The sequence below is a fragment of the Mesorhizobium sp. LSJC285A00 genome (genome assembly GCF_000503155.1).
Classification (GTDB): Bacteria; Pseudomonadota; Alphaproteobacteria; order Rhizobiales; family Rhizobiaceae; genus Mesorhizobium.
In genome coordinates this window covers 127,731-150,980 of the sequence record NZ_AYVK01000020.1, presented here as the reverse complement: position 1 = coordinate 150,980, position 23,250 = coordinate 127,731, and the positions used below count along the sequence as shown (strand labels likewise).

General features: G+C 62.4%; 24 protein-coding genes and 1 pseudogene. 11 read left to right on the top strand and 14 right to left on the bottom strand.

All coding sequences use genetic code 11. The features are described from left to right. The coding region (locus tag X726_RS0135470) for an SbmA/BacA-like family transporter (protein ID WP_031215033.1) at positions 1-510 on the bottom strand (510 nt) is incomplete at its 3' end. 137 nt (positions 511-647) lie between these two features. Next, positions 648-1,430, bottom strand: coding sequence for a methyltransferase domain-containing protein (locus tag X726_RS151465; RefSeq protein ID WP_023670688.1), 783 nt, complete (start codon positions 1,428-1,430; stop codon positions 648-650). A 117-nt stretch (positions 1,431-1,547) separates the two neighbouring features. On the opposite strand from X726_RS151465, the gene gloB reads away from it, so the two are divergent. Together gloB and X726_RS151475 are read left to right on the top strand one after the other, a co-directional pair. Further along, positions 1,548-2,315 carry a hydroxyacylglutathione hydrolase gene (gloB, locus tag X726_RS151470; protein ID WP_023670687.1) on the top strand — a complete coding sequence of 256 codons (768 nt, stop codon included), beginning with the start codon at positions 1,548-1,550 and terminating at the stop codon, positions 2,313-2,315. A gap of 20 nt (positions 2,316-2,335) precedes the next feature. Next, positions 2,336-2,761 carry a cupin domain-containing protein gene (locus tag X726_RS151475; RefSeq protein ID WP_023670686.1) on the top strand — a complete coding sequence of 142 codons (426 nt, stop codon included), beginning with the start codon at positions 2,336-2,338 and terminating at the stop codon, positions 2,759-2,761. On the opposite strand, the gene X726_RS151480 is transcribed toward X726_RS151475, so the two are convergent. From X726_RS151480 to X726_RS151490, 3 genes are read right to left on the bottom strand one after another with little or no spacing between them, the layout of a single operon-like run. Continuing rightward, positions 2,758-3,432, bottom strand: coding sequence for a lysoplasmalogenase family protein (locus X726_RS151480; protein WP_023670685.1), 675 nt, complete (start codon positions 3,430-3,432; stop codon positions 2,758-2,760). The genes X726_RS151475 and X726_RS151480 overlap by 4 nt on opposite strands. Continuing rightward, positions 3,429-4,316: an EamA family transporter gene (locus X726_RS151485; protein ID WP_023670684.1), complete on the bottom strand. Its 888-nt coding sequence runs from the start codon at positions 4,314-4,316 to the stop codon at positions 3,429-3,431. Before X726_RS151485 ends, X726_RS151480 begins: the two co-directional genes overlap by 4 nt. A gap of 45 nt (positions 4,317-4,361) precedes the next feature. Further along, complete coding sequence (locus X726_RS151490; RefSeq protein ID WP_023670683.1) at positions 4,362-5,162, bottom strand: DUF3108 domain-containing protein; 801 nt, start codon at positions 5,160-5,162, stop codon at positions 4,362-4,364. A gap of 259 nt (positions 5,163-5,421) precedes the next feature. Between X726_RS151490 and rpmB the strand changes: the two genes are divergently transcribed. The 3 genes from rpmB (at position 5,422) to X726_RS151505 (ending at position 7,236) form a co-directional block, all read left to right on the top strand. Beyond that, the gene (rpmB, locus tag X726_RS151495) at positions 5,422-5,718 is read left to right on the top strand and encodes a 50S ribosomal protein L28 (protein ID WP_023670682.1); all 297 of its coding nucleotides are present in this window, start codon (positions 5,422-5,424) and stop codon (positions 5,716-5,718) included. 162 nt (positions 5,719-5,880) lie between these two features. Beyond that, positions 5,881-6,561: a queuosine precursor transporter gene (locus X726_RS151500; RefSeq protein WP_023670681.1), complete on the top strand. Its 681-nt coding sequence runs from the start codon at positions 5,881-5,883 to the stop codon at positions 6,559-6,561. Positions 6,562-6,564: 3 nt separating this feature from the next. After that, on the top strand, positions 6,565-7,236 hold the full coding sequence (locus X726_RS151505; protein WP_023670680.1) for a spermidine synthase: 672 nt from the start codon (positions 6,565-6,567) through the stop codon (positions 7,234-7,236). Between the two features lie 5 nt (positions 7,237-7,241). Here X726_RS151505 and X726_RS151510 read toward each other — a convergent pair whose 3' ends face one another. The 4 genes from X726_RS151510 to X726_RS151525 all read right to left on the bottom strand — a co-directional run bounded on the left by X726_RS151510 (position 7,242) and on the right by X726_RS151525 (position 11,913). Then, positions 7,242-8,267 (bottom strand): esterase-like activity of phytase family protein, encoded by a 1,026-nt coding sequence (locus tag X726_RS151510; RefSeq protein ID WP_023670679.1) that lies wholly within the window; start codon positions 8,265-8,267, stop codon positions 7,242-7,244. Further along, on the bottom strand, positions 8,264-10,162 hold the full coding sequence (gene cobT, locus X726_RS151515) for a cobaltochelatase subunit CobT (protein WP_023670678.1): 1,899 nt from the start codon (positions 10,160-10,162) through the stop codon (positions 8,264-8,266). The genes X726_RS151510 and cobT overlap by 4 nt, the downstream gene beginning before the upstream one ends. A gap of 11 nt (positions 10,163-10,173) precedes the next feature. Then, positions 10,174-11,160 carry a cobaltochelatase subunit CobS gene (cobS, locus tag X726_RS151520; RefSeq protein ID WP_023670677.1) on the bottom strand — a complete coding sequence of 329 codons (987 nt, stop codon included), beginning with the start codon at positions 11,158-11,160 and terminating at the stop codon, positions 10,174-10,176. A 123-nt stretch (positions 11,161-11,283) separates the two neighbouring features. Continuing rightward, positions 11,284-11,913: a J domain-containing protein gene (locus X726_RS151525; protein ID WP_032887126.1), complete on the bottom strand. Its 630-nt coding sequence runs from the start codon at positions 11,911-11,913 to the stop codon at positions 11,284-11,286. Between the two features lie 168 nt (positions 11,914-12,081). Here X726_RS151525 and X726_RS151530 point away from each other — a divergent pair, with 168 nt between their 5' ends. Then, a complete protein-coding gene (locus X726_RS151530; RefSeq protein WP_023670675.1) occupies positions 12,082-12,384 on the top strand; it encodes a BolA family transcriptional regulator in 303 nt (100 codons plus the stop codon). 11 nt (positions 12,385-12,395) lie between these two features. Here X726_RS151530 and X726_RS151535 read toward each other — a convergent pair whose 3' ends face one another. Together X726_RS151535 and X726_RS1000000171750 are read right to left on the bottom strand one after the other, a co-directional pair. Continuing rightward, a complete protein-coding gene (locus tag X726_RS151535; RefSeq protein WP_023670674.1) occupies positions 12,396-13,949 on the bottom strand; it encodes an acetolactate synthase large subunit in 1,554 nt (517 codons plus the stop codon). Then, positions 13,906-14,334, bottom strand: a complete 429-nt coding sequence (locus X726_RS1000000171750) for a hypothetical protein (protein WP_245259876.1) — start codon at positions 14,332-14,334, stop codon at positions 13,906-13,908. Before X726_RS1000000171750 ends, X726_RS151535 begins: the two co-directional genes overlap by 44 nt. Positions 14,335-14,486: 152 nt before the next feature. Here X726_RS1000000171750 and X726_RS151540 point away from each other — a divergent pair, with 152 nt between their 5' ends. Genes X726_RS151540 through X726_RS151550 form a run of 3 tightly spaced genes read left to right on the top strand, consistent with a single transcriptional unit; the run spans position 14,487 to position 19,321 of the window. Then, a complete protein-coding gene (locus X726_RS151540; RefSeq protein ID WP_023670672.1) occupies positions 14,487-16,436 on the top strand; it encodes a PrkA family serine protein kinase in 1,950 nt (649 codons plus the stop codon). Positions 16,437-16,453: 17 nt separating this feature from the next. Further along, entirely contained in the window at positions 16,454-17,761 is a 1,308-nt protein-coding gene (locus X726_RS151545; protein WP_023670671.1) for a YeaH/YhbH family protein, read from the top strand. A 9-nt stretch (positions 17,762-17,770) separates the two neighbouring features. Next, positions 17,771-19,321: a SpoVR family protein gene (locus tag X726_RS151550; protein WP_023670670.1), complete on the top strand. Its 1,551-nt coding sequence runs from the start codon at positions 17,771-17,773 to the stop codon at positions 19,319-19,321. A 41-nt stretch (positions 19,322-19,362) separates the two neighbouring features. Here the strand turns inward: X726_RS151550 and X726_RS151555 are convergent, their stop codons facing one another. Genes X726_RS151555 through X726_RS151565 form a run of 3 tightly spaced genes read right to left on the bottom strand, consistent with a single transcriptional unit; the run spans position 19,363 to position 21,997 of the window. Beyond that, positions 19,363-20,259, bottom strand: coding sequence for an HlyC/CorC family transporter (locus X726_RS151555; protein WP_023670669.1), 897 nt, complete (start codon positions 20,257-20,259; stop codon positions 19,363-19,365). Then, positions 20,256-21,389 (bottom strand): 3-dehydroquinate synthase, encoded by a 1,134-nt coding sequence (gene aroB / locus X726_RS151560; RefSeq protein WP_023670668.1) that lies wholly within the window; start codon positions 21,387-21,389, stop codon positions 20,256-20,258. Before aroB ends, X726_RS151555 begins: the two co-directional genes overlap by 4 nt. Next, positions 21,386-21,997 carry a shikimate kinase gene (locus X726_RS151565; RefSeq protein WP_023670667.1) on the bottom strand — a complete coding sequence of 204 codons (612 nt, stop codon included), beginning with the start codon at positions 21,995-21,997 and terminating at the stop codon, positions 21,386-21,388. The genes aroB and X726_RS151565 overlap by 4 nt, the downstream gene beginning before the upstream one ends. Before the next feature lie 171 nt (positions 21,998-22,168). On the opposite strand from X726_RS151565, the gene X726_RS151570 reads away from it, so the two are divergent. Both X726_RS151570 and X726_RS01000000167075 read left to right on the top strand, forming a co-directional pair. After that, positions 22,169-22,321: a hypothetical protein gene (locus X726_RS151570; protein WP_023670666.1), complete on the top strand. Its 153-nt coding sequence runs from the start codon at positions 22,169-22,171 to the stop codon at positions 22,319-22,321. A 21-nt stretch (positions 22,322-22,342) separates the two neighbouring features. Then, positions 22,343-23,223: pseudogene (locus X726_RS01000000167075) on the top strand (site-specific tyrosine recombinase XerD). Positions 23,224-23,250 lie beyond the last annotated feature (27 nt).

The following is a 23,250-nucleotide window of genomic DNA, read 5'->3' as shown; positions in this document are numbered from 1 at the left end:
GAAGGATTGCAGCAGGCCGACGCCGAGGTCCGTCGACAGATCGGACAGATGCGCGGCATCCTGCTGCATGCGCTGGTCGGGATTGACGCCGATGGCGCCGGCATTGGCGAGCCGGAAGGCCCGCGCCGGCCGCATCCATTGGTCGATCAGGTCGAGCGTCAGCGCCTCGCGCAGCTTCAGCCGGATCATCTGGTTGAGCCAGGTCTGAGCGATGTTGAGCAGCAGCAGCGTGCCGGCAATCACGGCAAAGATCATCAGCTGATGCAGGAAGGCCGCCATGTCGCGACGCGCCAGCGCATCGTAGAAAGGCTGGTTCCAGCGGTTGAGCAGAACCTGGCCGATCGACGTCGCGACGATGACCGCCATAATGCCGACCGACGTCCAGACCAGCCACTTGCGCACCGGTGAGCCTATCAGCGCCCGTTTGATCGTCGCTACCTGATCGCGCAGGCTGCTGGCTTCGACGGTTACCGGCTGAACGGTGGCGGACTTGTCCGGTTGATCAGCCATGCACGAGGTCCTTGCGTTCAGAAGCGTTGCTGAAACCAGATGGAGAGACTTGAAGGCATCCGCCGCTCAAACGGACCGCGAATGCATCTGCGACAGATAGGTGGGAAAAACCCACGCAACACCAGTTTTCATGATGATCATGAAGGTGTCACCTGACGCGTCGTCGATGTCACCCCTTCCGCCCGGCGGCCAAGCCGCGTCGCACCGTGCGGTGACAGTACCGGCACGAAGACACGGCGCGAGGCGCGCTGCGCGACCGGCACGCCCTGATAGAGCCGCTTCTGCGCCTCGACCACGATGACGCCGGAAAAGATCGGCCAGAACCGCCGGCCGGCGCGCTCCAGCACATTGTGGAACCGCATCATGAAGCGCCGCGGCGATGGCGGGAAGAACAGCGCGTCGGACCAGGAAGCCGGTGTGAAATTCGCCTCGCGCAGCAATTCTGTCAGCTGGCCGCGCGAGAACGGCCGGCCATTGCCGAACGGCGTGTGCTCGAACCGCGCCCAGACACCGCGCCGGTTGGGCACGACGATGACGACGCGCCCTGCCGGCGACAGCACCCGCCAGATCTCGTTCAGCGTCTCGCGCGGGTTTTCGACATGTTCGAGCGAATGCACGAGCAGCATGCGGTCGATGCAGGAATCGACCAGCGGCAATTCCTCGTCGAAGACCAGCGCCGTAGCCGTCGGCCCGTTCGCCGGCCAGACGACGGCGCCTTGCGTAGCAGGCATGAAGGCAAACACCCGCTCGGCATCGGTGCCGAACCGCTCCAGCCACGGCAAGGTATAGCCGAGCCCGACCAGCCGCTCATTGGGCACTGTTGCCCATATTGAGGACAGCGCCATGGTGATCGAGCGTTCAGCCAGGCGGCCGAGCGTGGTCGAATAGAAGGAGCGGAGATCGACGATATCGGAATGCATGCGCGGGACGGTAGCTGCGATGCCGCCCAAGTTCAACAAAGCCGGCACGTTCTGCAAAGCTAGATGACATCAGCGGCCAAGCGCCCTATGTCTGCGCCAACAGATGGAGAGATGCCAATGCCCGTCGAAATCGAACAGTTCATGTGCCGCAGCGACAATTTCGGCGTGCTGGTGCATGACCCGAAAAGCGGCGAGACCGCCATTATCGACGCACCCGAAGAAGCGCCGATCATTGCCGCTATCGAGCGTACCGGCTGGAAGCCGACGATGATCCTGACCACCCACCACCATGTCGACCATGTCGAGGCCAATCTGGCGCTGAAGGAGCGCTTCAAGCTGCGCATCGTCGGACCGGAGGCTGAAAAGGAAAAGATCCCCGGCATCGACGAGACCGTCGGGCAAGGCTCGGTCGTCCATCTCGGCGGCGAGCGGATCGATGTCATCGCCACGCCCGGCCACACTGCGGGCCATGTCTCCTATCATTTTCCGGCCTCGAAAGTGGCGTTCACCGCCGACACTTTGTTCGCGCTCGGCTGCGGCCGGCTGTTCGAATGCAAGCCGCCGGTGATGTATGAGTCGCTGAAGAAGCTCGCCGCACTCCCGGCGGACACGGTCATCTATTGCGGCCATGAGTATACGCTTTCGAACGCCCGCTTTGCGTTGACCGTCGACCCGACCAATTCGGCGCTGAAAGAACGTGCCGCCAAGATCGAGACCCTGCGCGCCGACAACAAGGCGACGCTGCCGACCACGATCGGCGAGGAATTGTCAACCAATCCGTTCCTGCGCTGGCACGACCCGGCGATCCGCAAGCATCTCGGTATGGAGGAGGCCTCCGACGCCGAAGTGTTCGCGGAAATCCGCAAGCGCAAGGACAATTTCTGAGCATCGTTCCGGGATCAGCCATGACCAGCGCCGCTGAAATCATCGCCATGCTTGGCCTCAAGCCGCACCCGGAAGGCGGCTGGTATGCCGAGACCTTTCGCGACGGCGCCGGTGGCGGCCATTCGACGGCGATCTATTTCCTCCTTGAACAGGACCAGATTTCGGCCTGGCACCGGGTCAAGGACGCGGCCGAGGTCTGGCATTTCCATGCCGGGGCACCGCTTGCGCTGTCGACGTGCGAGGAAGGCAGTCCAAAGGTAAACCAGGTGATCGAGCAGGTGCTCGGCATTGAACTTGCGGCGGGCGAGCGGCCGCAGATCGTTGTGCCGGCCGGCTGGTGGCAATCAGCGCGCAGCCTCGGCGAATGGACGTTGGTCGGCTGCACCGTGGCGCCGGGCTTCGACTTCGCCGCGTTTGAAATGGCCGAGCCGGGCTGGCAGCCTTAGGCCAGAAGAAAACCAAGAGTTATGCAGAGCTGGGCGGCATAGTAGAGCACCCAGACCGCATAACGGATGCCGGCGCGATAGGGTGCTATTGCCGGAACCAGGAATTTCTCCGCGGCAAGCAGCCCGTCCGATGCCATGAACATAACAGCGCCGCCGATGACCCACGGATTGTCGAGCGTCAACGCCGAGATGCCCATCGCCAGAATGGCCGCGATATAGATGGCGATCGGCACCCGCAGGCCGGGACTGACACGGCGCCAGAGCGCCGCCAGCATGACGACTGCGAAGGCCGCCATGGCAAGCGCGATGGCGCCGCGCCATGTCTCGGTGCTGAGCACATCCAGCCCGCCGCCGCCGCGCAGGAAGAGCGGCACATAGAGGACATGCGCCGCAAGGAAGCTGGCCAGCCCGCCGAGGAAGGCCTTTTCGCCGTCACGCGACAGGAAGGCATCGCCGACGCCGCTGAGCAGCAGTGCGACGACGAGCAACAGCGGCCCACCTTGCATGAAGGCCAGCGCCGCAAGCATGGCCACGGCCAGCGTCTTTGCCGCCGAGCGGGCCAGCGTCGGCCGCATATCCAGGGTGAAGGCGTAGATCACTGCCGCCACCAGCGAAAAAATCAATGTTGCATTTGCGTTGGCGTCGATGCCGCCGGCAAACGGCATGGTCATGCGCTTGCCCCGCCAGTTGCCGCCTTGCGCAGGAACAACGATTTCGCCGCCAGCGCCGCCCCACCCGTGATCAACACGCAGGCGGCCAAGATACGCAGCGACGGCTCGGCAACGCCCGCCGCGATCAGCACCAATGTCGACAGCAGTGGCGCCGCATAGCTTGCCGCGCCGAGCACCTGGATGTTGCCGCGCTTGACGCCGATATCCCAGGCATAGAAGGCGGCACCCACCGGCATCAACCCCAAACCAACCACCGCCAGCCACTGGCCGGGGCCATCGGGCAGCACCGTCTTTTCCAGCAGAAGATGGCAGATGAGGGACAGGGCTGCGGTGGCGGCGCAGAACCAGGTGACGATCGAGGTTGGCACCGCCGGAAAGCGCCGCGACAGCAGCGAATAGGACGACCACAGCAGCGCACAGACGGCCGCCATCGCATAGCCGAAGGTGTAGCGAGCATCGAAGGCGAGGCCGCCACCCTTGGTGACGATCAGCACGGTCCCGGCGAGCCCGAGCAGCGCGCCGACCACATGGTTCCAGGCCAGCTTCTCGCCCGGCATCAGCGCTGATCCCAGCACGATCAGCAGCGGCCACAGATAGGCGATCAGGCTTGCCTCCACCGCCGGCGCGTTGCGCAGCGCGGTGAAATAGAAGAAATGGTAGCCGAACAGTCCGGCAATGCCGATCACCCAGACCTGGCGTGGGATCTTCAGGCTTTTATCGGTCGCCGGCATGAACAGCCGGGCAACCAGCCCGACCGCGGTGCCGATGGTGAAGGTGATGGCCGAGAGCAAGAATGGCGGCACGGCGCCCGACGCATCGGTGAGCAACGCCAGCAGCGCCCACATGGCGACCGCCGAGAAACCGATCAGTGTTGCGCGCCCCATGCCCGTCTCCGACGACTCGCCCCATTTCTATTCGGGTGGGCGCGTCTATTCAGTAGCTTCGAACCGCCCCGCGCTGACAGTCAAGGTGCCGATCTGCGTCCCGACCGTGGCGTGGATCGGCGCATATATGCCGGTTTGGCCGAGCGGTGCAAACGTCACCATCATCTGGCTCTTCTTCTTCAGGTAATTCAGCGCCTTGCGGCCCTTGCGGTAGCCTGCCACCGGCTCGAAGCTCATCTTGCAGGTAACGGTGTCGCCCTTGTAGCCCTTGACCGAGATCGATCCTTTCGAGGCGTAGGTCAGCGTCAGGTCGGCGCGCATCTCGCCGTCATAGAATTTCACCTTGCGCCCGCAGACCTGGTCGAGGCTGTCGGCATGGATAACGGTAGCCGCCATGGGATCGAGCACAGATGCCAGATCGTTGCTGCCCAGCGGTATCCAGTTTTTGGGATTGCGCTTTTTCGGCTCGGGAATGACCTGGGTGGCGGTCACCGCGCCATTGGCAAAGCGGATATCGACCATGGAAGCCTTCTTGCCGGACTTATAATCGGCGCGAAATACCTGTGGCTGCATCTGCTTGCCCAGGATCTTGCCCTTTGACGAGATCGTGCCGCTCGTGTCGTCGAACAAGGTGGCGAGACCCGCGCTGGAGACGGTGCCGTCTATGGAATAGCTACCGCCTTCGTAGTGGCTGGAAAATGTCGCCTTGGCCACGGAAAGGCCGAGGAACGACACCGTGTATTCGCCCTTGAAGGACTGTGCGGTGGCTGCGGGCGCGGCGGCAAGGGTTGATGTCGGCAAGGCGGCGACAAGTATGGCGACAACGGCATGTGACGGGCGAAGCATGGCGGGCTCGGTCCTTGATTTTTTTAACCGGAGGCGGGCGACTCCGGCTTGAGATGTCCCTGTCCGACCGCTTATAGGCTGAATTCCGGCCTTTATATGAAACGCTCGTCACAGTCGTGGGCAAGCCGGAGCTTGACGCATTGGCGAAATGCAACTATGGAACGCCAACTTTTCCATAAGGCCGCCTGACTGAAACCGCGCGCCACCCGGCGCGGGCGAACAAGGTTTGGCAGGCTAGACAGAACTGAAGGTTAGAGCCATGTCCCGCACCTGCGAACTCACTGCCAAGGCAGTCCAGACCGGCAACAATGTGAGCCACGCCAACAACAAGACCAAGCGCCGCTTCCTGCCGAACCTCGTCAATGTGACGCTGATTTCGGAAGCGCTGAACCAGAATGTGCGCCTGCGCATTTCGGCCAACGCGCTGCGTTCGGTCGAGCATCGCGGCGGCCTCGACGCCTTCCTGGCCAAGGCCGACGCCAAGGAATTGTCGCAGCGCGCGCGGCTGCTGAAGAAGCAGATCGCCAAGAAGCTGGCCGACCAGCCCGCCGCTTAACGATATCAAGGCGGGGGACGACCGCCCTGAGCATCGGAGCAATCCGATGCTCAAAACTTCTAAGGCAGCAGCATCGGAGCAATCCGATGCTCAAAACTTGCAAGGCAGCGCGATCCGGATTTCGGCTAGCGGCTGGCTGGTTCCATTACCCAGGATAAAAAAATGACTTCCTTCTCGCGATATCTGCCCTTTGTGGCCGCCATGGCGCTTGTCGTCGTGGTATCGAACATCCTCGTGCAGTTCCCGATGCAGGGTCAGGCCGGCGGTCTGTCGCTGGCCGACATCCTGACCTGGGGCGCCTTCACCTATCCCTTCTCCTTCCTGGTCACCGACCTTGCCAACCGCCGCTACGGCCCGACGGTGGCGCGCCGCATCGTCTTTGTCGGCTTCATGACCGCGGTGGTCTGCTCGATTCTCGTCCCGCCCTTCCTGTTTCGCCACGGCCTGATCGAGTTCGAGACATCAGCCGACCGGCTGGTGCGCATCGCCACAGCTTCCGGCGCGGCCTTCCTTTGCGCGCAATTGCTCGACGTCACCGTGTTCAACCGGTTGCGCCGGCAGAGCTGGTGGCGCGCGCCGATCGTCGGCACGCTGGTCGGCTCGGTGTTCGACACCCTGGTGTTCTTCAGCATCGCCTTTTCGGCCGCCTTCGCTTTTGCCGGCCCGAACGACAGCTTTGCGCTGGAGACGGCGCCGCTGATGGGCGTGCTGCCGGTCGAGTCCATGCGCTGGGTCTCCTGGGCCTTGGGCGACCTCTCGGTGAAGCTGATCATCGCTGTTGTGGCCCTGATCCCCTACCGGCTGCTCGCCGCCCACTGGAGCCAGCCGGCCGTGGCTGTCTAGGCCGTGATTCCCTGGGTCCAGCTCGGCTCGGCCAAAACGCCTGACGGCGGACAGGAACTGCGCCTCAAGCAGCGCGGCAGCGAATTCTCGATCATGCTCGGCACCAATGAGCTGATGAACAGCCGCCTCAGCGGCTCCGAGGAAGCGCTGGCCAAGCTCTCCTGTGAAAAGATCGGCGGCCGCGCCCAACCGAAAATCCTGATCGGCGGCCTCGGCATGGGTTTTACGCTGCGCGCTGCGCTTGCCCAAATGGGCGCCGACGCAGGCATCACCGTTGCCGAGCTTGTCCCCGCCGTCATCGCCTGGGCGCGCGGCCCCATGGAGGCGGTCTTCGCCGGCTGTCTCGACGATCCCCGTGTGACGGTTCGCGAAGCCGACGTCGGGCACATCATAAGATCCGACAAGGCAGCCTGGGACGCCATCCTGCTCGATGTCGACAATGGCCCCGAAGGCATCGTCTACAAGGGCAACGACGCCCTCTATGGCGCTGCCGGCCTCGGCGCGGCGCGTACAGCGCTCAGGCCCGGAGGCGTGCTGGCTGTTTGGTCGCAAGGCCCCGATGCCGGCTTCACACGTAGGCTCAAGCAGGCGGGCTTTGTCGTGGACGAGGTGAAGACGCGCGCGAATGGCAAGCGCGGCGCGCGCCACGTCATCTGGATCGCCACCAAGCCTTAGGGCTCTCAATCCTGGTGCAGGATGAATTCCAGATAGAGGTTGCGCTGCAGGATCGAGTGGTTGTCGTCCGAGATCAGCGACACCATCAGCGCTCCGTCATCGCGGGTCCAGACGTCGAGTCCTTCCATATTGTCGATCTGGTAGCCCATGTCGGCTTCCATCAGCACCGGTCCGTCGGCAACCGCGCCCTTCTCGACGCTTTCGCCATAGATGCACCTTAGCCGCATCCTGACACCGCCGGCCATCGAGAAACTGCGCTCCAAAAGCAGCAGGTCGCCATCCGGCAGGAAGGCGCCGTCAGTGATGTCGAAATCACCGTTGCGCTTGACCGTGAAGACGCCCTTGTGCGGCCCTTCGATGATGGCGGCATAGATGTTGCCAGCCTTGTCCAAGCTCTTTTCCGAGACCACGACGAGGCCGCCCTCGTGCTGGCCGCTAGGATTGGTGTGGGTGACCGTCTCGAAACCGCGGTTCTGTCGCAGTTCGCGGGCTGGAATCAGAAAGTTCAGTTGCTTGAAAGGCGCCGTCATGTTGCTGGGGTCGATCTTGAACTGGGCGACGCGGTGATCGCGCTCGAAGCCGACGGTGGCGATGCCGTCCTTGACTGCAAGGCCCTCGGCATCGACTTCCCATTTCCTGTCGATCGGCCGGCCCTTCTCATCGACCATCTGCTGCATGCGGAAATTCTGGATGCCGGACGGCCGCTTGTCGGCATCATGGGTGATCGAGCCGAAGAACCAGAAGCCCGTATCGGCGACGCCGATGAAATCGCTACCGGGTTTGACGAACCGAAATGCCGACAGCGCGCCGAAATCGCGCGTCGTCGAGTTCATCTCAAAACCGCCGACGAATTCCAGCGGCCCAAACTGCTTGTCGGCGCTGCCGATATGGAAGGTGGTGATCGGCCGCGCCGAGACTTCGACCGGCTCGACCGCGCTTGGGCCGGCGGCGATGGCCGGCGCAAACGCCATGCCGGACAAGGCAGTGACCGCGAAGAGCATCTGCCGAAACCCGCCGCGCAAAAAAATCATCCGGCGCGCCGGTAGCCGCCGCGGCGTGTATCGCGCACGTTTTCCTCGGCGAACAGCGAGGCCAGCTGCTCGGTCATGGCGCCGGCCAGTTCCTCGGCATCGACGATGGTGACGGCGCGCCTGTAATAGCGGGTGACGTCGTGGCCGATGCCGATGGCCAGAAGCTCGACCGGCGAGCGCGTCTCGATCAGCTCGATGACGGCGCGCAGGTGCCGCTCGAGATAGTTGCCAGGATTGACCGACAGCGTCGAATCGTCAACCGGCGCGCCGTCCGAGATCATCATCAGGATCTTGCGCTGTTCGGGCCGGGCGATCAGCCGGTTGTGCGCCCATAACAACGCCTCGCCGTCGATGTTTTCCTTGAGCAGGCCCTCGCGCATCATCAGGCCGAGATTGCGCCGGGCGCGGCGCCACGGATGATCGGCGGATTTGTAGATGATGTGGCGCAGATCGTTGAGCCGGCCGGGGTTCGGCGGCTTGCCGTCCTTCAGCCATTTCTCGCGCGCCTGTCCGCCCTTCCACGCCCGCGTGGTGAAGCCGAGGATCTCGACCGAGACGCCGCAGCGCTCCAGCGTGCGCGCCAGAATGTCGGCACAGGTGGCGGCAACCGTGATCGGCCGGCCGCGCATCGAGCCCGAATTGTCGAGCACCAGCGTCACCACCGTGTCGCGGAATTTGGTGTCGCGCTCCTGCTTGAACGACAAGGGCTGCATCGGATCGATGACGACACGAACCAGGCGTGCCGGATCGAGATAACCCTCTTCGAGGTCGAAATCCCAGGAACGGTTCTGCTGCGCCATCAGGCGGCGCTGCAGCCGGTTGGCGAGCCGTCCGACGACGCCGGAGAGATTGGCCAGTTGCTTGTCGAGGAAGGCGCGCAGCCGGTCGAGTTCTTCTTCCTCGCACAGCTCTTCCGCACCGACGGTCTCGTCGAAGGCGGTGGTGAAAACCTTGTAGTCGATCTCTTTCGGCAGGTTGGCGAACGGGTTGTCGTTACGGCGCGCCTCGCCCGGCGTTTCGGCGTCCGCATCGTCATCGTCGGAAAGATCGTCGGCAGTGGCGTCGGAGGCCTCAGTCTCGGACGACTGTTCGTCGTCGGCCGAGGCCTCGGCATCCTCGGATTGCGACTGCTCGGAGCCGGAATCCTCTTCGCCGCCCTCCTCGCTCTGCTCCTCGCCTTGCGGCTGGTTCTCGTCATTGTCCTCGGAGTCTTCGGTCTCCTGATCGTCGCCGAGTTCCTCGGCCATGTCCATGGACGCCAGCATCTCACGCACGACGCGGGCGAAGGCCTGCTGGTCGCCAAGCTTGGCCGACAGTCCGTCGAGATCGGCCTTGGCCTTCTCCTCGACCCAGGGCCGCCAGAGTTCGACCAGCCGCTCGCCGCTCTTCGGGATCGGCCGCCCGGTCAGCTTCTCGCGCACCATCAGCGCCAGCGCTTCCTCGATCGGCGCGTCGGCCTTGTCCTTGACGTCGACAAGGTTGGCCTTGGCGTATTTGTCCTCCAGCATGGAGCCGATATTGTCGGCGACGCCCTGCATGGCGCGGCTGCCGATCGCCTCGACGCGGGCCTGTTCCACGGCGTCATAGATCGAGCGCGCCAGCTTGCCTTCCGGCGCCAGTTTGGTGTGGATACGCTGATCGTGGCAGGCGCGCTTCAGCGCCATGGAATCGCCCAGGCCACGAGTAATCGCGATGTCTGTCTTGGACGCTTTCTTCGGCAGTTCGGGCAGACGGGCGCGGCTGCCGGCGAGCGCCGGGCGGTCCTTGGCGAAACCGACTTCGAGCTCCTTGTCGCCGGCGATTGCGCGCATGCAGACGGTGACGGCACGCTTGAAGCTGTCGGCTTCAGACCCCGTCTTCGACTTGTTGCGCGTGTTGTCGCCCGGACCCGCCATCGAGGCTCTGCTCAGCCCAGCACCACGTTGGCGGCGCTCTCGGGCAAATCCTCGCCGAAGGCGCGCTGGTAGAACTCGGCCACCACCGAACGCTCCAGCTCGTCGCATTTGTTGAGGAAGGTCAGCCGGAACGCCATGCCGATATTGCCGAAGATCTCGGCATTTTCGGCCCAGGTGATGACGGTACGCGGGCTCATCACGGTCGACAGATCGCCATTGATGAAGGCCGAGCGCGTCATGTCGGCGACGCGCACCATCTTGTTGACGATGTCCTTGCCCTTGCCGTCGCGATAGTGCTTGGCCTTGGCCAGCACGATGTTCACCTCATTGTCGTGCGGCAGGTAGTTCAGCGTGGTGACGATCGACCAGCGATCCATCTGCGCCTGGTTGATCTGCTGCGTGCCGTGATAGAGGCCGGTGGTGTCGCCGAGGCCAACGGTGTTGGCGGTCGAAAACAAGCGGAACGCCGGATGCGGGCGGATGACCCTGCTCTGGTCGAGTAGCGTCAGGCGGCCCGACGATTCCAGCACGCGCTGGATGACGAACATCACGTCCGGACGGCCGGCATCGTACTCGTCAAAGCAGAGCGCGACATTGTGCTGGTAGGCCCAGGGCAGGATGCCGTCGCGGAATTCGGTGATCTGCAGGCCATCCTTGACGACGATGGCGTCCTTGCCGACGAGGTCGATACGGCTGACATGGCTGTCGAGGTTGACGCGCACGCAGGGCCAGTTAAGGCGGGCGGCGACCTGTTCGATATGGGTCGATTTGCCGGTGCCGTGATAGCCAGACACCATGACGCGGCGGTTGTAGGCAAAGCCGGCAAGGATCGCCAGCGTCGTCGCCTTGTCGAACAGATAATCCGGATCGATGTCCGGCACATGTTCCGAGGTCACCGAATAGGCCGGCACCACCATCTTGGACTCGAAGCCGAATTTGTCTTTCACCGACACCGTCGTGTCGGGCAAATTGGCGATGTCGCGATCGACCTTGTTCATCTCTATCCAAGTCTCCACGGGCGAAATGCCTGATTTCGCCGGCAATCGATTTTGTCCGGGGGCGGTCTTAGAGCCTTTTCCACCCTTATGAAAGTTGGAAAACGACACGAACCGTTAGGTTGCTCAGCACAAACCCGCCTGCTTGAGCACGCGATAGGCCTGCAGCACATCGCGGAACCGGTCTTCCGAACCTCTATCGCCGCCATTCGCATCCGGATGGTGGCGCTTCACAAGTTCCTTATAGCGCGCCTTGATGTCCTTGCCAGTCGCCTTTGTATCAAGGCCAAGCGTTTCCAGCGCCTTGGCCTCAAGCGGCTTGGCCTTGCGTTCGCGCGCCTCGCGCGGGTCCTTCGGCCCTTTGAACAGATCGAAGGGATCGCGCATGCGGTTGTAATAGCCGGCGCGACCGGAACGCTGCTGGGCGAAATCGGGCGAGGAGCGCGTCGAGGCGCCGGCGACGCCCATCTTCCATGTCGGCCGGTGGCCGGTCATCGCTTCCTTCTGGAAGCGGGCTATCTCGGTGTCCGGCACGCCGGAGAAGTAGTTGAAACCCTTGTTGTATTCGCGCACATGATCGAAGCAGAACTGAAAATACTCGCCTTCCTTCATGCGTCCGACCGGCGCCCGGTGGGTACCGGCCTCCTTGCAGCCGTCCCACTGGCAGATCGGCGAGTGCGACTTCAGCTCCGCATCCTTGTCGGGACGGACCCGAATTTTCTCGAAATATTTGGGGTACGGTTTCATCTCACCCATTTATGGGCTGTTCGCACGTGCGAAACAAGAATTGACATTTTCGCGATCATCGCCCTAACCGCTGAATCGCGGCATAAAGCAGGGCGAATGGCGATTTTTGAGGCGGCCCGGCGGGATCGATCCCGATTTCCCGATCACGCCTTGCAGATATGGTGAAGGGAGATGGCGATGTCCATACAGGCGACGATGGAAGACAAGCTGAACAAGGCGTTTTCGCCGGAGCGGCTGGCGATCGTCAATGAAAGCCACCTTCATGCCGGTCATCACCACCACGGCTCCGACGATCACGGTGCCTATGACGGCACCGGCGAGACGCATTTTCGCGTCCGCATCGTCTCATCCGTCTTTGCCGGCATGAGCCGCATCGACCGCCACCGCGCCGTCAACGAATTGCTCGCAGCGGAGCTGCAAGCCGGCGTCCATGCGCTGGCAATCGAACCGGCTGCACCCGGCGAAAAGACCCGTTGGTAAGTCTCTCCGCCTCAGATCACCGCTTCGATGAGAAACGGTCCCGGACGCGACAGGGCACTGTCGAGCAGCGCGTCGAACCGCTCGCACGTGTCGGCGCGGGCCGCCTCGACGCCCATGCCTTTGGCCAGCGCAACCCAGTCCAGCGCCGGATGGTCGAGATCGAGCATGCGCCTAGCGTTCTCGCCGATCTCATTGACCCCGACATTCTTCATTTCGCCATGCAGGATGGCGTAGGTCCGGTTGGAAAAGATGATGGTCACGACGTCAAGCTTTTCCTTGGCCTGGGTCCACAGTCCCTGCACCGTGTACATGCCGCTGCCGTCGGCCTCGAGATTGATCACCTTGCGGTCCGGGCAGGCGATCGCTGCTCCTGTCGCCATCGGAATGCCGCCGCCGATCGATCCGCCCGTACCCATCATGTAGTCGTGCGGCGCCGCAAAGGCGGATAGCGCGAAGAACCGTCTCGCCGAGGTGACCGCTTCGTCGCAGACGATGGCATTGGCCGGAAGTTTGCGCGCCACCGACAGCGCGATGGCATCGTCCGTCAGTCTGCCGCTCAGCGTCGGTTCGTCTGGAAAGGCGGTTGCGGCGGCGAATTGCTGCGTCGGCTTGATGCCGACCTCGGCAGCCAGCGCCTCCAGCGCCGCTTTCAGATCCTGGCCATGCGCCGCCAGCGAAAGCACCTTGCAATCGTCCCGAACCAGCCGCCCGGGCTTGCCGGGATAGGCGAAGAAGGTAACCGGCTCCTTGGCGCCGACCAGCACCAGCAAGTCGATATCCCGGAGCATGGCCGTCGCCGCATCGACCGGATAGGGAATGCGGGTCGGGGCGAACCGCCCGCGGCCGCGCTGCATGCGGGCGATCAGAACCTCACTGAACAGCCTGACATCGCTTCCCGATAAGATTCTCCCTGTGATTTCAAGTGCATCGGCGCGCGCCGCTTGCCCACGCACCACCATGCCGACACGGCCCGGCGCGGCGCGGATTGCTTCGGCGATCGTGCGCACAACAGCCATGTCGACCGCAGGCGGCGGCTCCAGCTTCACCTTGCCAGGTGAAATCGCAGCAACTTCGCCCCAGGCCGCATCCGCAGGCAGGATCAGCGTCGTGACGCCAGGCGGCGTGAGTGAGGCGCGGAAAGCCGCCTCGGCGGCCGGCACAATATCGGCCGGCCCCTTGACGCGGCCAACCCAGTTCGACATCGGCGACCCCAGGCCTTCTATGTCGCTGGTCAGCGGGGCATCGAGCGGCAGATGGTAGGAAGCATGGTCGCCGACAATGTTGATCATCGGGCTGCGCGCACGCCTTGCGTTGTGGATGTTGGCCAAACCGTTGGCGAGACCCGGTCCGGTATGCAGCAACGTTGCTGCCGGGCGGTCGGTCATGCGCGCATAGCCGTCGGCGGCGCCGGTCACCACGCCCTCGAACAGGCCGAGCACGCAACGCATCTGAGGTTTGCGGTCCAGTGCGGCAACGAAATGCATTTCGGATGTGCCAGGATTGGCGAAGCAGACCGTGACGTCATTGGCCAGGAGCACGTCGCACAGCAGATCGGCGCCATTCATGATTTTCTTTCCCAATCGACAATTCAGGAACAATTGCACCTGTAGGCGCCGGGTCGGCAATGTCCCGCCGGGGCTTTTGGTCTGATCCAGGACGCCTCGCGGGGATCCGGCGATCAACCGACGGTCCATTCAGGAAGGCCAGCATCGCGGCGGTCAACGCGTCGCCGTCCTCGCCGAAGTCGTGATTGATCGACATATGCGTGTAGGCGTTGCCGTCGAACAGCGTCACTTCAGTGCCGATGGCGCGCAGGCGTTTGGCAAAGCCTTCGATTGGTCGTCGCGGCCTTCGGCGCGCGAATAGGCGATGAAGGTCGGCGGATGCTTGTGTCCATCGAGATAGCTGGCCGGCGACAACGCCGCCCATCAGCGCCGCAGCACCGGGCAACCCGCCATTCCAGCCACTCCGAATGTTTCCTCCCAAGCCTTCTACCCGGATTGCAGCCACTCTCCTTCATGTGAAGGGAACCAACAATGCTTTCCGACAGTTGAAGGTGATGAGGCGATTGGAATCCAGATCGGCTCCGAGGGCAGAACATCATGCGTGCAACCCAATCCGACGTCTTCGATCTTTTTTCGGAAATTTATGCCAATGCGGCGGACGAAGAGGTCAGCATCCAACAGTATCTTCTTGCCTGTCGGGAAGACAAATCGATGTACGCTTCGGCGCCCGAAAGGATGGTCGACGCAATCGGCGAACCAAAACTGGTTGACACCAGCAAAGACGAGCGCCTCGGCCGCATTTTCGCGAATCGGACCCTCAAGATCTACCCTCATTTTTCCGACTTCTATGGAATGGAGGATACGATCGAGCGCATAGCTGGATATTTCCGCTATGCCTCGCAGGGGCTCGAAGAACGCAAGCAGATCCTCTATCTCCTCGGCCCGGTCGGCGGCGGCAAATCCTCTCTGGCCGAGCGCCTGAAGAAACTGATGGAGCAGCGCCCGATCTACACGCTGAAGGTCGGCAACCAGATCAGCCCGGTTTTCGAGTCGCCGCTTGGGCTGTTCCATCCCGATCACATGGGTGATCTGCTAGAGGATAAATACGGCATAGCCCGGCGCCGGCTGAACGGAATGATTTCGCCATGGGCGGCCAAGCGCCTCGACGAATTGTCTGGCGACATTTCCAAATTCAGCGTCGTCAAGCTGATGCCTTCGCGGCTGCGCCAGATCGGCATCGCCAAGACCGAACCTGGCGATGAGAACAATCAGGATGTCTCGGCCCTGGTCGGCAAGGTCGACATCAGGCAATTGGAAAATTTTAGCCAGTCCGACCCTGATGCCTATTCCTATAGCGGTGGCCTGAACCGGACCACGCAAGGTCTGCTTGAATTCGTCGAGATGTTCAAGGCACCCATCAAGGTTCTGCATCCGCTGCTGACCGCGACACAGGAAGGCAGCTACAACGGCACTGAAAATTTCGGCGCCTTTCCCTACCAGGGGATCATCGTCGCCCATTCCAACGAGTCGGAATGGCAACAGTTCAAGAGCAACAAGAACAACGAGGCGTTTCTCGATCGCATCCTGGTGGTCAAGGTACCCTATTGCCTGCGGATCACCGAAGAGAGGCAGATCTATGAGAAATTGCTGCGTGAGAGCGAGTTGGCCGCCAGCCCCTGTGCCCCTGAAGTTTTGGACATCCTCAGCCGCTTTGCAGTTTCGACGCGCTTGGCCGAGCACGACAACTCGCCGCTCTACACCAAGATGCGCGCCTATGACGGCGAAAATCTGAAGGAAGTCGATCCCAGGGCAAAGTCGGTCCAAGAATATCGCGACGCCGCCGGCGTCGATGAAGGCATGACGGGCGTCAGCACGCGCTTTGCCTTTAAGATCCTTTCGCAGACATTCAACTTCGATAATGAGGAGGTCGCCGCCGATCCTGTGCATCTGATGTACATTCTGGAGGAGGCGATCAAGCGGGAGCAGTTCCCGAAGGAAACGGAAGCGGCCTATCTTGAATTCATCAAGTCGGAGCTTGCGGCGCGCTACGCCGAGTTCATCGGCCACGAAATCCAGAAGGCCTATCTGGAGTCCTATAGCGAATACGGCCAGAACCTCTTCGACCGCTACATCGCCTATGCGGATGCCTGGATTGAGGACCAGGACTACAAGGACCCCGACACCGGCCAGATCCTCAACCGGGAGATCCTGGACAACGAACTTTCGCAGGTCGAGAAACCGGCAGGCATCGCCAATCCCAAGGACTTCCGTAACGAGGTGGTGAAGTTCACTCTGCGCGCTCGCGCAAGAAACCACGGCCGCAACCCGTCATGGACCAGCTATGAAAAACTGCGCGAGGTCATCGAGAAGCGGATGTTCGGACAGGTCGAGGACCTCTTGCCGGTGATCAGCTTCGGCTCCAAGCAAGACAGCGTTACGGAAAAGCGCCATAACGAATTCGTACAGCGCATGATCGAGCGTGGCTACACAGAACGGCAGGTACGCCGGCTGGTGGACTGGTACATGCGGGTGAACAAGGCGGGTTGACAGAGCCGGATGGTTCCATGCCGATCTTCATCGACCGTCGCCTGAACCCCAAGGACAAGAGCCTTGGCAATCGACAGCGCTTCCTCAGGCGTGCTCGCGAGGAGTTGAAGCGGAGCATTCGCGATCAAATCCGCACTGGCAGGATCGCCGACGTGGATACCGAGCACGCCGTGCCCATGCCTGAAAGGAAAACGGCCGAGCCGAGCTTCAACGATGACAGGGCCAGCGGACGGCGCCGACACATCCTTCCGGGCAACAGGCATTTTTCCCCTGGAGACCTGCTCCCGAAGCCGCATGGGGGCGGCGCGGCGTCGTCGCCAGGAAACACGGCGTCGGAAGACGATTTTCGTTTCGTGCTGTCACGCGAGGAGGTGCTCGAACTCTTTTTTGAGGATCTCGAACTGCCCGACCTGGTTAAGCTCAATCTCAAGGAAATCCTTGCCTTCAAGCCGCGCCGGGCCGGCTTCGCGGCAACCGGTTCCCCGACCAACATCAATGCCGGCCGCACCATGCGCAACAGCCTAGGCCGGCGCATTGCGCTGAGGCGCCCCACGCAGCAGGAACTGGAGGCGATCCTCCGGGAAATCGTCACGCTTGAGTCGGCCCCGGCCGGCGCGGCGGTGCGCCAGCGCATCGCGGAATTACGCGACGAGCTTGACCGGCTGGAGCGACGGCGCAGGCGAATTGCCTTTGTCGATCCGGTCGATATCCGATTCAACCGCTTCGACGCCCGGCCGGTGCCGAATGCCAATGCCGTCATGTTCTGCCTTATGGACGTGTCCGGATCGATGGGCCAACGCGAAAAGGACTTGGCCAAACGCTTCTTCGTGCTGCTGCACCTGTTCTTGAAACGGCGCTACGAACGCACGGAGATCGTCTTCATCCGCCATACCCATGAGGCGCACGAAGTGGATGAGGACACGTTCTTCTACAACACGCAGAGCGGCGGTACGATCGTCTCCACCGCGCTCGACGAAATGCACCGCATTATCGGCCAGCGCTATCCTGCCGGCGAGTGGAACATTTACGCCGCGCAGGCCTCTGACGGGGACAATTTCACCACCGATTCCGAGCGATGCATAGAGCTCATGAACGGCAAGCTCATGCGCCTGTGCCAGTATTTCGCCTATGTCGAGATCATCGACGAACGCGAGAGCCACATATTCGGTGCTACCGAAAACGGGACGTCGCTTTGGCGCGCCTACAGTACGATCGAGCTGAAATGGCCCAACTTCCAGATGAGCCGCATCGCTGCTCCCGCGGATATTTACCCGGTCTTCCACCGGCTCTTCGCCAGGCAGCCGGTGTCCATCAAGAGCGGTTGAAAGAGAGAGATGGTCAGGCGAGCCAACGAAACGAATTTGTTGTTTTCCGGTTCCGACTGGAATTTCGAGAAATTATCGCGGGCTTTTGAAGAGATCGAGGCGATCGCGGTCGACGAGTTGCATCTCGATACTTACCCGGTCCAGATGGAGATAATCTCCTCCCAGCAGATGCTCGACGCCTACTCATCTATCGGCATGCCACTGATGTATCGGCATTGGTCGTTCGGCAAACATTTCCTTCACCAGGAGCTTCTTTACCGTAAGGGTGGTCGGGGGCTGGCCTATGAACTGGTCATCAACTCCAATCCCTGCATCGTCTACCTCATGGAGGAAAACACCATGGCGTTGCAGGCCCTTGTGACGGCCCACGCGGCGCTTGGCCACAATCATTTCTTCAAGAACAATCATCTGTTTCAGCAATGGACCGACGCCGGGGCAATCCTGGGTTATCTGGACTTCGCCAAGGGCTACATCGCCCGGTGCGAGGAGCGGCACGGCCTTGCAGCAGTGGAGGCCATTCTCGATTCCGCCCATGCGCTGATGGAACAAGGGGTGTTCCGCTACCACCGGCCGCCAAAGCTCTCGTCGGAGCGACAGCGCGAAGGGCTTCGCGAGCGCCTCGAATACGAAGAGCGCTCCTACAACGATCTGTGGCGCACGCTGCCGCCGTCGCAGAACAAAAACAAGTCCGGCAATGAGGATCAAGGGATGGCGGAGCGCAAGAGATCGCTCAACCTTCCCGAGGAAAACCTCCTTTATTTCCTCGAGAAGAACAGCCTGATCCTGGAACCCTGGCAGCGCGAGATCATCAGGATCGTCCGCGTCATCGCGCAATATTTCTACCCGCAGCGACAGACTCAAGTCATGAATGAAGGCTGCGCCACCTTCGTGCATTATACCCTCATGAACATGCTATTCGATCGTGGCCGGATCGGCGAAGGTGCCATGCTCGAAATCCTGCGCAACCATTCGAACGTGATCTTCCAGCCGGCCTTTGACGATCCCCGGTTTTCAGGCATCAATCCCTATGCCCTCGGCCTCGACATGATGCAGGACATACAGCGCATTTCGACCGAGCCGACGGCGGAGGACCGCGACTGGTTCCCGGACATTGCAGGACATGGCAACTGGCGCGAGGTCCTGCTTGAGGCCTGGGCCAACCACCGCGACGAATCCTTTATCCGACAGTACCTCAGCCCGAGCTTGATCCGAAAATGGCGGTTCTTCGTGCTTGGCGATGGAGCCGACAAACCGCATTTCGAAGTCGCGTCGATCCACAACGAACGTGGCTATCACAAGATACGCGCCCAGCTTGCCCACAGTTACGACCTTGGAGCGAATCGGCCGGACATCCAGGTGATTGATGTCGACCTGCTCGGCGACCGGCAGTTGCGACTGCAACACAGGGTAAAGGATGGTGTTGTGCTCGAAGGCGCCAGCCGTGACGCGACGCTCCGCCATGTCCGCAGCCTCTGGGGCTACGAGGTCAGCCTGGTTGCAGTTGACGCTCAAACCGGTGCGACCATCCACGAACGGTCTACGAGCCAGATCGCGGCATAAACTCGGCAAAGAGCGTTCTGTTGCGGGCCTGCTCGGTACCTTTAGGATTCGCCCGCCGGCCTGATCCTGATCCTGGCGATCCGGTTCTTGTCGCGTTTCATCACCACGAAGCGCTTGCCGTGGAAGGTGAAAGCCTGCTTTTCCTCGGGGATCGACTGCGTCTCGTGGATGACCAGCCCGGCAATGGTGGTCGCTTCCTCGTCAGGCAGGTTCCAGTCGAGCGCCCGGTTGAGATCGCGGATCGGCACGGTGCCGTCGACGACCACGGAACCGTCCGCCTCCTGCTTCACGCCCTGAATGTCGACATCGTGCTCGTCGGCGATCTCGCCAACGATCTCCTCGATAATGTCCTCCAGCGTCACCAGCCCTTCGACCTCGCCATATTCGTCGACGACGATAGCGAAATGCGCCTTGGCGCGCAGGAAGGCGTTGAGCTGTTCCTGCAGCGTGGTGGTGTCGGGCACGAACCAAGGCTTCGACGCGATCTTCATCACGTCGATCCGGGAAAAGTCGTTGCCGACCTCGTTCAGCGCTCGCAGCAGGTCCTTGGCGTGCAGCACGCCGACAATGTTGTCGAGCGAGCCTTTCCACAACGGCATGCGGGTGTGCGGGCTTTGCAGGATCTCGCGCACCACCGCTTCCGGCCCATTGTCGGCATTGACCGAGCGCATATTGGTACGGTGGACCATGATGTCGGAGACTTCGAGCTCGGCGAGATCGAACAGCCCGCCGACACGGTCGCGGTCCTCACGCACCATCTGGCCGTCGCGGCGGAAATCGTCGACCGCGCCGCGCAACTCGTCCTGTGTCGAGCGCTGCGGCTCGATGCGCGACAGCTCATAGCCGAACATGGCAAGCAGGCGCGTGCGCACGGCCAGGACCAGCAGGATGAGGATGGCAAGGACGGCGACGACGGTCCAGCCGGGCTCGTTGATCATCGCTGCCGGCTTTCCTGGCCAGGGTGGTTCTCCCTGAGGAACGAAAGCACTTCCGACGCCGGTACATCCTTGGCAATAAAAGCCTGGCCAACGCCGCGCGTCAGGATGAATGTCAGCGCGCCGCGCGACACTTTCTTGTCCTGGGTGATGAAGCCAAGCAACGCCTCGGCATCGGGCAACTCACCAGGGATGTCGGCCATCCGCCAGGGTAGACCGACGGCGCGAAGATGCGCCTCGACCCGCGCCGCGTCGTCGGGGCTGGCCAGATTGAGCCTTGCGGAAAAGCGGTGCGCCAGCGCCATGCCGATGGCGACGCCTTCGCCATGGACGAGGCGGGCGCCGTCATACTGTGTGGCGCCTTCCAGCGCATGGCCGAACGTGTGGCCAAGATTGAGCAGTGCGCGGTCGCCGGTTTCGAACTCGTCGCGGGCGACGACATCGGCCTTGGCGCGGCACGCCTCGGCGATGGCCTCGGCCCGCTCCGGTCCGCCAGCGAACACCTTTTCCCAGTTCGCTTCCAGCCAGGCGAAAAACGCCGGTCGGTCGATCAACCCGTATTTGGCAAGCTCGGCATAGCCGGCGCGAAATTCGCGGATCGGCAGCGTGTCGAGCACTTCGGTATCGGCCAGCACCAGTTTCGGCTGGTGGAAGACACCGACCAGATTCTTGCCGCGCGGACTGTTGATGCCGGTTTTGCCACCGACCGAGGAATCGACCTGCGCCAGCAGCGAGGTTGGAATCTGGACGAAATTCATGCCGCGGCGCACGATGCCGGCGGCAAAGCCGGTGAGGTCGCCGATGACGCCACCGCCGAGCGCAATGACGACATCGCCGCGCTCCAGCTTGGCGGCGAGCACGCCGTCGACCACCTCTTCGAGATGGGCAAAGCTCTTGGTCTTTTCGCCGGCCGGCAAAGTGATGACGGCAGGCTGGATGCCGCATGTTTCCAGACCGGCCTTCAGCGCGTCGAGATGTGCCGCCGCGACATTATCGTCCGTGACCACCGCCGCTCTCGTGCCGGGCAGGCGGCGCGAAATCTCGGCGCCGGCGCGCGCCAAAAGGCCGGGGCCGATCAGGATGTCATAGGCACGCTCGCCAAGGCCGACCTCGACAGTGACCGGTTCGCTCACAGCCGCACCTCGCCCGGCGCAGTCGGAGCCGGAATGCCGAAATGCCCGCACAGCGCGTCGACAACCTCGGTCGCAATGACCTCCTTGCGGTCGTCGCGTGTCGGCACGGTGATGTTGGACGTGGCATAGACCGGGTAGCGCTCGCCCATCAGCCGCTCGAGCACGGCGCGCGGATCGGCGCTTTTGAGCAACGGCCGGTTCTGCTTCTTGGACACGCGTTCCATCAACAGGTCGATCTCGGCCTTCAGCCACACCGACACGCCATGCCCGGCGATCGCTTCCCGCGTCTGCGCATTCATGAACGCGCCGCCGCCGGTCGACAGCACCTGCGGCCCACTCTCCAGCACGCGCAGGATGACGCGCTGCTCCAATGCCCGGAATTCGGTCTCGCCATAGCGTTCGAACAATTCCGGCACCGTCATGCGCGACACGGTTTCGATCTCCTGGTCGCTGTCGACGAAGGGCAGCGACAGCATCGTCGCCACCTTGCGGCCGATCGCCGTCTTGCCGGCGCCCATCAGGCCGACAAAGACGATCGAGCGGCTTCCCAGCCTGTCGAGCAGCGCGGCATGGCTATCGCCGGGAGGATTTGCTGGTAACGCGTTCATGAGACCATGCTGTTTCTAAGCCGTCTTTGCCGGCGTATCGACATCAAAAGCCCGTTTGCGTCAAGCATAGCGCCTTTCGCACGCAGAGCCCTTCGTCCTTGAATTGACGGAATTAGCGTCCCATAAGGACACGGGCTTGGAATCGCAGAGCAAGAAGACGGGCGAAGATTGATGCCGACACTGTTCCGCTTTGTCGTGACGATGATGATTCTTGCCGGCATTGCCTATGGTACGATGGTGGCGCTGGCGATGTTCGTCGAGCCGAAAAAAGCCGAAATCACCGTGCGCATTCCACCGGAAAAGCTGAACCCCAAGAAAAACTGACCCCAAACTGACCCCTGGAACATGAACAGCGCGGCTCGCATCGAAGCCTTTCTCGAGATGATGAGCGCCGAACGCGGTGCCGCTGCAAACACGCTGTCTTCCTACCGCCGTGATCTCGAAGACGCTTCGCAGCAGATTGCCGGCGGGCTTGCCGCTGCCGCCGCAGCCGACATCCGCGCCTATCTCGACGATATCGCGGCGCGCGGCTTTGCGTCGACGTCGCAGGCGCGCAAACTGTCGGCGATCCGCCAATTCTTCAAGTTTCTCTACGCCGAGGGCTTGCGCCGCGACGACCCGACCGGCACGCTGGACAGTCCGAAAAAGGGCCGGCCGCTGCCCAAGACGATGAGCGAGGCCGATACCGGTCGGCTGCTCGACCGTGCGGCGCTTGAGACAGGCGATGGCGTCAATGGCGACCGGGTGGCGGCACTGCGCCTGCACGCTTTGGTCGAGGTGCTCTATGCCACCGGCCTGCGCGTCTCCGAACTTGTCGGCCTGCCGGTGACCGTCGCCCAGCGCGACGACCGCTTCTTCATGGTGCGCGGCAAGGGCGACAAGGAGCGCATGGTGCCGCTGTCGGCCAAGGCCCGCACGGCGATGCGGGCTTGGCTCACAGCCCGGGCCACGGTGCCGGCTTTCGCCGACAGCCCGTTTCTGTTCCCGGCCGCCGGCGACAGCGGCTTTCTCTCCCGGCAGGTCTTTGCCCGCGACCTCAAAGGCCTTGCCGCGCGGGCCGGCATATCGGCGGCGAAAATTTCGCCGCATGTGCTGCGCCATGCTTTCGCCAGCCATCTCCTGCAGAACGGCGCCGATCTCAGGGCGGTGCAGCAGNGATTTACACGCATGTGCTGGAAGAGCGGTTGGTGCGGCTGGTCAACGATCATCATCCGCTTGCCGACTAGGCCTCATATCGCTATGTGAGGGCAACG

Coding starts and splice junctions, on each gene's coding strand:
- X726_RS151465 (WP_023670688.1), bottom strand. CDS start 1,430: ATGCATTCCGATATCGTCGATCTCCGCTCCTTCTATTCGACCACGCTC.
- gloB (WP_023670687.1), top strand. CDS start 1,548: ATGCCCGTCGAAATCGAACAGTTCATGTGCCGCAGCGACAATTTCGGC.
- X726_RS151475 (WP_023670686.1), top strand. CDS start 2,336: ATGACCAGCGCCGCTGAAATCATCGCCATGCTTGGCCTCAAGCCGCAC.
- X726_RS151480 (WP_023670685.1), bottom strand. CDS start 3,432: ATGACCATGCCGTTTGCCGGCGGCATCGACGCCAACGCAAATGCAACA.
- X726_RS151485 (WP_023670684.1), bottom strand. CDS start 4,316: ATGGGGCGCGCAACACTGATCGGTTTCTCGGCGGTCGCCATGTGGGCG.
- X726_RS151490 (WP_023670683.1), bottom strand. CDS start 5,162: ATGCTTCGCCCGTCACATGCCGTTGTCGCCATACTTGTCGCCGCCTTG.
- rpmB (WP_023670682.1), top strand. CDS start 5,422: ATGTCCCGCACCTGCGAACTCACTGCCAAGGCAGTCCAGACCGGCAAC.
- X726_RS151500 (WP_023670681.1), top strand. CDS start 5,881: ATGACTTCCTTCTCGCGATATCTGCCCTTTGTGGCCGCCATGGCGCTT.
- X726_RS151510 (WP_023670679.1), bottom strand. CDS start 8,267: ATGATTTTTTTGCGCGGCGGGTTTCGGCAGATGCTCTTCGCGGTCACT.
- cobT (WP_023670678.1), bottom strand. CDS start 10,162: ATGGCGGGTCCGGGCGACAACACGCGCAACAAGTCGAAGACGGGGTCT.
- cobS (WP_023670677.1), bottom strand. CDS start 11,160: ATGAACAAGGTCGATCGCGACATCGCCAATTTGCCCGACACGACGGTG.
- X726_RS151525 (WP_032887126.1), bottom strand. CDS start 11,913: ATGGGTGAGATGAAACCGTACCCCAAATATTTCGAGAAAATTCGGGTC.
- X726_RS151530 (WP_023670675.1), top strand. CDS start 12,082: ATGTCCATACAGGCGACGATGGAAGACAAGCTGAACAAGGCGTTTTCG.
- X726_RS151535 (WP_023670674.1), bottom strand. CDS start 13,949: ATGAATGGCGCCGATCTGCTGTGCGACGTGCTCCTGGCCAATGACGTC.
- X726_RS151540 (WP_023670672.1), top strand. CDS start 14,487: ATGCGTGCAACCCAATCCGACGTCTTCGATCTTTTTTCGGAAATTTAT.
- X726_RS151545 (WP_023670671.1), top strand. CDS start 16,454: ATGCCGATCTTCATCGACCGTCGCCTGAACCCCAAGGACAAGAGCCTT.
- X726_RS151550 (WP_023670670.1), top strand. CDS start 17,771: ATGGTCAGGCGAGCCAACGAAACGAATTTGTTGTTTTCCGGTTCCGAC.
- X726_RS151555 (WP_023670669.1), bottom strand. CDS start 20,259: ATGATCAACGAGCCCGGCTGGACCGTCGTCGCCGTCCTTGCCATCCTC.
- X726_RS151565 (WP_023670667.1), bottom strand. CDS start 21,997: ATGAACGCGTTACCAGCAAATCCTCCCGGCGATAGCCATGCCGCGCTG.
- X726_RS151570 (WP_023670666.1), top strand. CDS start 22,169: ATGCCGACACTGTTCCGCTTTGTCGTGACGATGATGATTCTTGCCGGC.